The organism is Pseudomonas sp. NFPP07, assembly GCF_900115645.1.
GTDB lineage: Bacteria > Pseudomonadota > Gammaproteobacteria > Pseudomonadales > Pseudomonadaceae > Aquipseudomonas > Aquipseudomonas chlororaphis.
In genome coordinates, this window is record NZ_FOXG01000022.1 from 1 (window position 1) to 8,988 (window position 8,988).

Sequence of the window (8,988 nt, forward strand, 5' to 3'; positions counted from 1 at the left end):
AACTTACCCCAAGAACTCTACAAATCGCTGACGTGGGATCGCGGAAAAGAGATGGCTGACCATAAGCGCTTTACGGTGGCTACCGACATCAAGGTCTACTTCTGCGATCCTCATCGTCCTTGGCAACGGGGATCGAATGAGAACACCAACGGGTTGTTAAGGCAGTACTTCCCGAAAGGAACCGACCTTGCGGATCACTCGCAAGCCACGCTCAATGAAGTCGCAAGGCAGCTAAATAGCCGCCCTCGGAAAACACTAGACTACGAAACACCCGCTGAACGATTTAGCCAATCTGTTGCGTCGACCGGTTGAATCCACAGCCAAAAGCGGTCACTCACGTTTGGCTACTGCAGCCCAATCGACGCTGTTCATTCCAAAGGTCAATCTGCTTAATGGAAGAGGTCGAATAGCGGTCTATTCCATCAGATTCGGGAGCTGTTTTTTTGAGTATCTCTAGCAGAGAAGCACGATGCTAGACGAAAAGCTCCACGCCCTACCGGGCGTCAACATTAGCGCAGGCCTACAATTACATCAGAGACAACTGTCATGCGGGATTGAAACGGCAACCACCGTTCGCTAAGAAGCGAAGCCCGTCAAAACAACGATCCAGTGCTTATACGACGCCCATAGAGCTCCGATATCTGCTTCTGGAACTGGGTCTGCCCCCCGTAGCTAGGATGTCTCACGCAAACCACAGGTACAGAATCTGTAATGCGATGTGCCGCAGCGGCAGCATCGTTGCCAATGGCCACGATGCGAGAGGGCCGTAGTAAGTCAATGAGCTGCTGGAGAAGCGCTTCACCTGCTCGTCTCTCACTCGCGTTGTGCTGCCGGTTTGTGAACGGATCTCCTGATTCATGCGGATGAAGAGGAAAGACGTTCCACAAGAAGATGCGAGCATCAATGTTTTCCAGCATCCCCCATATGACCGCAGCGGTTCGTTCGGCCACAGCATTGCCTATCGTCGGTCGCTCGGAGACTAGGTCAAGATTCCAACGTCTAGTGTGCTGGCTTATGTGAACATCGTCAGTCAGGGCTAAGCCTGTACGGCGTCCTCCGCGGTATCCGAGGTCTCGTCCGATCCATATCGCATCTACGGGTTCCTCAGTTGCACGACGCAACATGGCGGACAGCGCGGCAGCACGGCGACGCGGTGCATCGCGTCGGTCATGAATTTCACAACGATCCGAATACGGATTGAAGCAGTCTTCAAACTGCAGCGAAGCAACTGCATCAACAAATGGGTGGATCTTCATTTTTCAGACTCAAGCGGCATGTATGTGATGGTGCGTTGTTCTCGGTTTCCAATGATCCAACCACCTTGGTTCGCCTTAAGCTGGCGAAAGACAGCATAGCCATCCAGAATCGCTCTTTCCCAGAGCTTCAGCGGGCATTTCTCAACTTCGTAACCAGCCACGAACTCGCCAATAGTCTTGAGAAGCCCAAGTGAAATTTTTTCTTGTTCCTCGAAGAAATTCAGCTCCTTGGCTCTGGAGAATATCCACGCCGAAACCCCTTCTTCCACGACGATGGCCCGACCACTGTCCTGTTCTTCATCATACCTCGGATGACTCTTCCGCTTGTGTCTGATCAATGCCCGCATTACAGGCGACCAGTGCAGGATTGCTGCGTAAGCCAAGTGAAAGACATCATGGAACCGATAGCCATCATTATCGGCAATGTTGTCAGTCAGCGGGTCTCCAATGAACACCCCCTTCCATTGGAGATAACTCTTGCCGCTTCCTCGTTGATTTACCCGTATCCTAAAGTCTCTAGGAAGCTGCTCTTCGATCCCAAACTCACAGTCGAAATCAAGGCCAGCTAAATCATCTACTTGAGGCTCCAAAAACGCGCCACGAGCCTTCCGAAGATTGCCGCGAGCTACCTCCGAAAACGCAAGCTTGGCTGCGTGCATTGCATCCAAGTATGCTCGTGCGAAAGAAACCAAATTAGTACGGGTAGGAGTGTTTCCCAGCAAAGCCGCCGCTGATTGCCCAAGAAGGACCAATGTGGCGTCCAAGGTAGTAGTCGAGTCTACGGGCACAGCGATATAAGCTAACGCACCTTCGGTTACATCACTTGCAGCTCCTAAATTTCTAAAGTTTCCGTGATTCGCAGCTTCCGCGAAGATATCTTCAAGAGGGATCTGCAAGCGTCTGCAGATTGCCGCTAAATACCAAAGAGTGTCGCCAAATTCTTCTTCTGCCGCCTTCCTAAAACCAGGGTATGCCGTTCTCTCTCGAACATTTTTTTTGGCCGTAGCCATTATCCCACCAACTTCTCCGTATAGTCCTTGGAGGACTGGATTGAAGTCGTGCGAATCAAGTACGTCTGTAGCTGCGATTTCCGCAGCGTAATCTGACAGTAAGAGTGAGCCTTCTTTTTTCATAGGTCACCTGCGGAGAGTCAGCCATTCGAATGGCGCGCTCTGATAACCGCGCACACCAAAACTACGAATCCACTTTTCAAAGTTTGCAATCAGTTGCATATCAGAAAAGGTGGTTAGCCCAATTCCTGTTTTACATAGGTGGCGGCCTTGCTGGTCTTTCAACTCATCGGGAAATTCAGGGCCTTCGCCTCCGAAATACACAAAATCGTCGCTAATCAGGACTCTGTTAACACCTGTATCACGTGCCACGTGGTCCGGGTTGGATGAACCATCTGGATGAGAGTGAAACGAGTCGCGCTGCTGCCAATCGGCCCCAACTGCAGCCCTGAAATAGATATTGTCTCCACAGCTTTGTTTCCGACTACCACTACGGTACGGTTTTTTGGATTCAAACCTAGGATCTAAACAATATTGATCAAATGTCATCGCTTCAGTTACACGCATTGCATAAACGAGATGTCCACCAAGTCGAATACTTCGATCATTACTACCACTACCGACTACCCAATCCCCGACATGAGCTGTTTGACGGATTCTGGGTTTGCAGGTTGCAAGCGAACAGTAACCGTAGAATGGATTAGGCGCGAAACCACTGTCATACCGCACGACATAAGAATGAATACGAGCCATTAGCACGGATGCCTCTTCAATGGCACCTGATCACAGGCATCACCATCAGGCTTCTCCCAAGAATCCTTCCCGTTGATTGCATCAACGATTGCATTACCACTCCATCCAACCAAAGCGTCGGCATACTCTTTTAGGGCGCTTGGGAGGTCACATTCTTTCTCGCCATGCTCCCATACACCAACAATGCGCTTTCCCTGTTTGGCTGCATATTCAATTTCCCAGTTAACCCAATCACTGTCCTTGGTCTGAGGGGAAACGTAGCAAATAAAAACGCCAGCCCAGTTGATAGCTGGCGCAAGAATCTGTGTCTTTATGTAGTGCTCATCAGTGGCATCGTTGAATTTCCCTGTATGAATGGAGGAATCTCTTACCTCCAGCCCTTTAGGGGCTAGCAAATCCTTGAGCTTCTGCAGCCCATGGTCATCCTTGTGGACATGGCTGATAAATACATTCCTTTTCTCTGCCATCGGTCACCTCCAGTCCTTGTACATAGATGGTACTCTTCTAGGCTTTAATGCTTGTCCATTACGCCATAGTCACAGCTCCCGACCAAAAAGCAATACAGATCGTAAATGTTCCCTTTTCATGTTGTAGGCACTACAGGTAGGTTGGAATTAAAGAGTGTTGACCCACTTACCATTGCCTCGAGTGTCGTAGAAGGCAAGACCAGAGGCGCCACTAGGCACATCGATTTTGTTATAGAGGTTCAGGTACTCGTTACCATAAAAATGGCCAAGGTTGTCCACGGTGGGGACAATCGCGATGCGATCATGGGGCTTTTTGCCGTCCGCAAAGCCGATTTCCCAGGGGCACCAGCGCGACGTCATCGAGTTCTGCGTTGCAAGAAAGAGGAACCAGTCGGCGCGGATAATTGCGGCTTTGATATTGAAGGCCGTTTCAGCATCCGGCTTGTCGGGCATTGTCTGATCCTGCCAGTCGATGTAGACGTCCCATCCTTGACTGTTGAGCAGTTCCTGCAAGCCTAGAGCGAGTGTTGCGTCCTTGTGGCTATGGCTCAAAAAAGCTGTGGGTTGACTGAAACGCTTACTGAATCGCCCTTGCATGGAGCGGCGTTGGCCTGCGTTAAGGAGATCTGACTGGCGAATTGGCATAAGCAAGCTTTCCTAGCATTTTGCAAGCAAAGTGCCATCTTTTGATGCGTTGTTCAAGCTGCCTACATTGTCTCAAATCAACATGTCTAAGTAGTGAACCACTCCATAACTCCGGCCTGGCCATCATAGTGATGTCGCCGACGATTGCTTGGTGTAATCTTGCTGACTTCTAACCCGCTCGATGTCTGGTGGTCTCACTTTACAGGGCGACCACAGACGACACATGCCAGAGTGAACTGCAGTCGCACCGAAATAATGGCGGCGGGTTGTCAGCGAACGGAGGCAAGGGATGGCACGCAGAACATTTTTTTCATTCCATTATCAAGAAGACGTTTGGCGAGTCTTTAATGTCAGGAATTGCTTGGTTGTCAGCAACGATCAAGCAGCGGATGGGTTCTTCGACGGCAGTGTATTCGAAGCTTCCCAGAAAGAAGGCGATGAGGCGCTCAAGACCTTCCTCCGTAATGGTCTCAAGAGCACTTCCGTGACGTGCGTGCTTGCCGGTCAGTACACCGCTGCCAGGCGGTGGGTACGTTATGAGATCGTGCGCAGCATTTTGAAGGGCAATGGGCTGCTCACCGTCGATATCCATGGCCTAAAAAACAACGCGAAGGAGCTGGGAGTGAAAGGCAAAGACCCACTGGCTGAAGTGGGTGTCTATCTCTCCAGCGGAAAGATTTATTTCGCGGAGCTCAAGGACGGTAAATGGGTGAAGTACTCGGACTACACCGCCGCCATCCCTGCCTCTGATCTGTGGTTTGATGCCCCCACCAGCGACAACAAGGTTGTCAAGCTGTCCGAGCACTGCATGAGATACGACTTCGTCGCTCAAAACGGCAGGGAAAACATCGCTGGCTGGATCGAAACCGCAGCGGGCTTGGCCGGCCGCTAGAAATACGATCCTAGCCGTAGTGGCCCTCAGAAATCGACATTTCAGATCACTCAGGTATTACACATGGCAGTCACACAGCGCCTGGCCGGCGTTAGGATTCACCTGTCCGGGTCGAACAAAGAATTGCAAGCAGACATCGCTAATTTCGTACAGAAATTCGCAGCGAAAGTCTTCAGTGAAGGGGGATCTATTGTCCATGGGAGCCATCCTTCGTTCACTGAACCACTGCGCAAAGCTGCAGAGGGCTTCATCCAGGCAGGTGGAAGCAAGGGTGCACTTACCCTGGTGCGGGCGAGGAGCTACTCAACCGACCAGTACACTGCTGAAATTGAAGAGCAGAGAGCATTCGCTTCTGTAGAGATCGTGCCTGCAGATAACAGCGATGGTCCAGCCGCAGACGGCCTGACGCCGATGCGTGATTGGATGGCTGATCGTTCCGACGCCGTCATCTGCGTGGGTGGTGCGTGGTGGGACGTGAACAAAGCAAAAGCAGGTGTTCCCAATGAGCTGGATACGATGCTTGAGCTCGGAAAGCCAGCCTTTGTCGTCGCTGGCTTTGGCGGAGCGATCGCGGGTTATCTCAAAGACGACCCTTCGTTGTTATCTCGCCTGCGAAACGGGCTACCTCACGAGGCGAATGCGACCATTGCCAACAGCACATCGGTTGACCAGGTCGTAGGGCTGATTGTTGAGCAACTGAAGAACCTACCACTTGCCCGCCGGAACATCTCGCGGGGCCGTAACTTCCGCATCTTGGCGCTCGACGGAGGAGGGCTCAGAGGTACCTTTACTGCAGCGGTCTTAGCCAAGTGGGACGACATGCTCAAGGCCGGTGGTGGAAATGACCTGATTTCGCACTTCGACCTGGTCGCTGGCACATCCACTGGTGCAATTCTCGCTATTGGGCTCGCCATGGGCCTGAAGCCGCGTGAAATCCTTGAGTTTTACGAGAAAAAGGGACCTCAGATTTTTCCGAAGGATCGGAAACTGCGGCACTGGCTCAAATCCAAGCACGACTCAGCCACACTTCGCGACCTGTTGACTGAGGTGTACGGGGACAAAACGTTGGCTGCAGATTCTCGCTGCCGTCTGGTGATTCCCACTGTTCGGGCTAAGCAAGGTCAAGCAGAGGCAATCGTCACCCCACATAGCCCAGATCGCACCGCTTATCGAGATATTTCAGCCGTCGACGCCGCATTGGCTTCATCCGCTGCACCTACCTATTTTGATGAAGTTGCCTTCGACGGGCCTATCGCACTGGAGACGTTCCTGGATGGAGGCGTCTGGGCCAATAACCCCATCCTCCCGGCTCTGGCGGAAGCGGTTCGATACTTGAAAATCCCTCTAGATAGGATTGATGTACTGAGCATCGGCACACTCAGTAGCGAAAGCGACTTCACCGATCAGCTCGGAAAGGGCAAGGCAGGTTGGGCACCTCACAGTGTCGATCTTTTTTTCGCCGCCCAAGAGCATGGTGCTCTGGTACTCGCAGAGAGCTTCCTGGGCCCTACACGTCACGTGCGCGTTAACCAGCAGACCCCTGTCGAAATCAAAATGGATGACGCCGAGGCTATCCAGGATATGGCGCAACGTGGCAATGAGGCTGGCAAAGAACACTTTGCGGAGGTGCGCTCCAGATTCTTTGACGGCCAACATGTTGATGTGTGGGAGCGGTTCTGAGTAGGCGCGGGCGCTCGGGGGATAGTCTCTCGGCGTCCGTTTGATTATTGGCGCTTAATCAACTCCGATAGCGAGGCTGTCATGTCATTCATCTATCAGCTAGCTGTCTTGGGGGCACCCACGGCCGCGCAAATCTCTGAGCTTGAAACCACCGTAGCAGATGCGGTTTCCATGTTTGGCTTGAGGTTGGGCCAAGATATCGGCTGGGAGATAGTTCCTGCTGCTTTTACTCCTCATCAGCAACGATCGGCTGCCGTTGTATTTTTTGGCGGAGTAGGCGCGGATCACCCCAGCCTACCAAGCTTGCTTCGAGGTGGCATTCCTGTTGTCCCGGTCGTGTCTGACCTAGATCGAGTTGCGACGGAAGTCCCGGAAATTCTGCACCCATTAAATTGTTTGTCTTACGCCAATGGCGGGGCGAAACGTGTCGCCACTGCGCTTTTAGAATGTGCAGGCCTGCTTCCGAAGCAACGTCGGGTCTTTGTCAGTTATCGACGAGACGAGGCCAGGCAGGCAGCGCTGCAGATGTTCGAGGCGCTCTCTGCCAGGCATTTCGACGTTTTCCTGGATACCCATAGCATCGCGCCGGCAGAAGATTTTCAGACCATGCTGTGGCATCGGCTTTGCGACTCTGACGTGCTGTTGATGCTCGACACGCCTGACTACTTCAACAGTCGATGGACGGCAGCCGAGTTCGGAAGGGCGCTTGCCAAGGGCATTAGCGTTCTTCGAGTAGGGTGGCCTGAGACCCTGCGGTCCGCGCGCTTGGCAACTGCAAGCCTCGCTGAACTTGATGCGAGTGAAATAGATGTCATATCTGGACGGATTAGTGATCACGCGATTGACCGGATCTGTCTTCAGCTTGAAGAAGTTCGCAGCAAGAGCCATGCGGTGCGAACCGTTAACTTAGTGAGCAATCTGCGAATAGGCATTGAGGCCATAGGTGGCGAAGTGATTGGCATGGGCACCGGCCGCGGGATTCGAGTACGTCTTCCCGACGACCGGATGGTTGTGGTTTACCCAACGGTGGGCGTGCCGACCTCGACAACAATGCACGAAGCTTCAATGAACTCTCCTGACGAATCTGTGGCCATACTCTATGACCATATAGGTCTGCATCCCCAATGGCTGAGTCACTTGGATTGGCTGGGCCAATACATCCAAGCGACGCACTGGGTTAAGGCTTGCGAGGCTGGCTGGCAATTTGCAGACTGGAGGGCGTAGAAATGGGGGCAATTTTCCTCTCTGCAAGCATCCCCGTGATCGGGCGAGGGACGTACTACGAGACCGCTGACCCGTTTCTAATCCAGTGTGCCGTTCGTGAACTAGCTATCGCTACCGTTCGCCGGCACAAGATTGTATGGGGCGGCCATCCTGCAATTACCCCAATGATTTGGAGCATCTGCGAAGATCTCGGGGTTGATTACGCAAGCGCTGTGATCCTGTATCAAAGCCGCTTTTTCGAAGGTCGTTATCCGGAAGAGAACCAACGGTTTAGCAACGTAATTTATACCGATCCCGTTCTCAAGGATATCCAAGGTAGCTTGCAACTGATGCGCGAACAGATGCTCTCTAGGGAAGATCTGGTCGGTGCAGTTTTCATTGGCGGGATGGACGGTGTTGAGGTCGAATACGATATCTTCAGGCGGCTCAATCCTAAGGCTTTCATTCTGCCAGTTGCCGCCCCAGGGGGAGCAGCGCTCAATCTCGCCCGGGATAAAGGCTATTTCATTGGGCGGGAGCTCGAAGACATAGATTTCGCCACGCTATTTAACCGTTATTTACCTGCCCATTAACCGTATCGTGAGGCCCATGTTTTTCTTCTGATCCAAGTGTGAGTCGCCTTGGGTTTCTTGCCATCAAAATTGATGGCATGCACTTCACTGGCTTTTAAGTAAGGTTTGAGCTGTGCCTTTAACAGAAAAGCGGACAGTTTTATTTATTGGGATCACTGTCCGCTTATGGCTGTGGATTCAACCGGTCGACGCAACAGATTGGCTAAATCGTTCAGCGGGTGTTTCGTAGTCTAGTGTTTTCCGAGGGCGGCTATTTAGCTGCCTTGCGACTTCATTGAGCGTGGCTTGCGAGTGATCCGCAAGGTCGGTTCCTTTCGGGAAGTACTGCCTTAACAACCCGTTGGTGTTCTCATTCGATCCCCGTTGCCAAGGACGATGAGGATCGCAGAAGTAGACCTTGATGTCGGTAGCCACCGTAAAGCGCTTATGGTCAGCCATCTCTTTTCCGCGATCCCACGTCAGCGATTTGTAGAGTTCTTGGGGTAAGTT

At 52.3% G+C, this 8,988-nt stretch carries 11 protein-coding genes; 5 read left to right on the top strand and 6 right to left on the bottom strand.

The annotated features are described in order from the left end of the window. Positions 1-312 (top strand): IS30 family transposase (locus tag BM019_RS30255; RefSeq protein WP_139217409.1); only part of this gene is annotated, 312 nt, incomplete at its 5' end. 281 nt (positions 313-593) lie between these two features. Here the strand turns inward: BM019_RS30255 and BM019_RS31240 are convergent. The 5 genes from BM019_RS31240 to BM019_RS30280 all read right to left on the bottom strand — a co-directional run bounded on the left by BM019_RS31240 (position 594) and on the right by BM019_RS30280 (position 4,131). Further along, complete coding sequence (locus BM019_RS31240; RefSeq protein WP_092422747.1) at positions 594-1,256, bottom strand: uracil-DNA glycosylase; 663 nt, start codon at positions 1,254-1,256, stop codon at positions 594-596. Then, positions 1,253-2,389, bottom strand: coding sequence for a nucleoside triphosphate pyrophosphohydrolase family protein (locus BM019_RS30265; protein WP_092422750.1), 1,137 nt, complete (start codon positions 2,387-2,389; stop codon positions 1,253-1,255). Before BM019_RS30265 ends, BM019_RS31240 begins: the two co-directional genes overlap by 4 nt. Positions 2,390-2,392: 3 nt before the next feature. After that, positions 2,393-3,019 carry an Nmad2 family putative nucleotide modification protein gene (locus tag BM019_RS30270; protein ID WP_092422753.1) on the bottom strand — a complete coding sequence of 209 codons (627 nt, stop codon included), beginning with the start codon at positions 3,017-3,019 and terminating at the stop codon, positions 2,393-2,395. Beyond that, positions 3,019-3,486 (bottom strand): TIR domain-containing protein, encoded by a 468-nt coding sequence (locus BM019_RS30275; protein ID WP_092422756.1) that lies wholly within the window; start codon positions 3,484-3,486, stop codon positions 3,019-3,021. Before BM019_RS30275 ends, BM019_RS30270 begins: the two co-directional genes overlap by 1 nt. Positions 3,487-3,633: 147 nt before the next feature. Beyond that, on the bottom strand, positions 3,634-4,131 hold the full coding sequence (locus BM019_RS30280; RefSeq protein ID WP_092422759.1) for a toll/interleukin-1 receptor domain-containing protein: 498 nt from the start codon (positions 4,129-4,131) through the stop codon (positions 3,634-3,636). A 289-nt stretch (positions 4,132-4,420) separates the two neighbouring features. Here BM019_RS30280 and BM019_RS30285 point away from each other — a divergent pair, with 289 nt between their 5' ends. From BM019_RS30285 to BM019_RS30300, 4 genes are all read left to right on the top strand, one after another. Then, positions 4,421-5,023, top strand: a complete 603-nt coding sequence (locus BM019_RS30285; RefSeq protein ID WP_092422762.1) for a TIR domain-containing protein — start codon at positions 4,421-4,423, stop codon at positions 5,021-5,023. Positions 5,024-5,086: 63 nt separating this feature from the next. Next, a complete protein-coding gene (locus BM019_RS30290) occupies positions 5,087-6,703 on the top strand; it encodes a CBASS cGAMP-activated phospholipase (RefSeq protein WP_092422765.1) in 1,617 nt (538 codons plus the stop codon). Between the two features lie 81 nt (positions 6,704-6,784). Further along, the gene (locus BM019_RS30295) at positions 6,785-7,927 is read left to right on the top strand and encodes a toll/interleukin-1 receptor domain-containing protein (RefSeq protein ID WP_092422768.1); all 1,143 of its coding nucleotides are present in this window, start codon (positions 6,785-6,787) and stop codon (positions 7,925-7,927) included. 2 nt (positions 7,928-7,929) lie between these two features. Beyond that, on the top strand, positions 7,930-8,499 hold the full coding sequence (locus BM019_RS30300; RefSeq protein WP_092422771.1) for an SLOG domain-containing protein: 570 nt from the start codon (positions 7,930-7,932) through the stop codon (positions 8,497-8,499). Positions 8,500-8,676: 177 nt separating this feature from the next. On the opposite strand, the gene BM019_RS30305 is transcribed toward BM019_RS30300, so the two are convergent. After that, positions 8,677-8,988: IS30 family transposase (locus tag BM019_RS30305; RefSeq protein WP_139217409.1), on the bottom strand; the 312-nt coding region annotated here is incomplete at its 5' end.

Coding starts and splice junctions, on each gene's coding strand:
- BM019_RS31240 (WP_092422747.1), bottom strand. CDS start 1,256: ATGAAGATCCACCCATTTGTTGATGCAGTTGCTTCGCTGCAGTTTGAA.
- BM019_RS30265 (WP_092422750.1), bottom strand. CDS start 2,389: ATGAAAAAAGAAGGCTCACTCTTACTGTCAGATTACGCTGCGGAAATC.
- BM019_RS30270 (WP_092422753.1), bottom strand. CDS start 3,019: ATGGCTCGTATTCATTCTTATGTCGTGCGGTATGACAGTGGTTTCGCG.
- BM019_RS30275 (WP_092422756.1), bottom strand. CDS start 3,486: ATGGCAGAGAAAAGGAATGTATTTATCAGCCATGTCCACAAGGATGAC.
- BM019_RS30280 (WP_092422759.1), bottom strand. CDS start 4,131: ATGCCAATTCGCCAGTCAGATCTCCTTAACGCAGGCCAACGCCGCTCC.
- BM019_RS30285 (WP_092422762.1), top strand. CDS start 4,421: ATGGCACGCAGAACATTTTTTTCATTCCATTATCAAGAAGACGTTTGG.
- BM019_RS30290 (WP_092422765.1), top strand. CDS start 5,087: ATGGCAGTCACACAGCGCCTGGCCGGCGTTAGGATTCACCTGTCCGGG.
- BM019_RS30295 (WP_092422768.1), top strand. CDS start 6,785: ATGTCATTCATCTATCAGCTAGCTGTCTTGGGGGCACCCACGGCCGCG.
- BM019_RS30300 (WP_092422771.1), top strand. CDS start 7,930: ATGGGGGCAATTTTCCTCTCTGCAAGCATCCCCGTGATCGGGCGAGGG.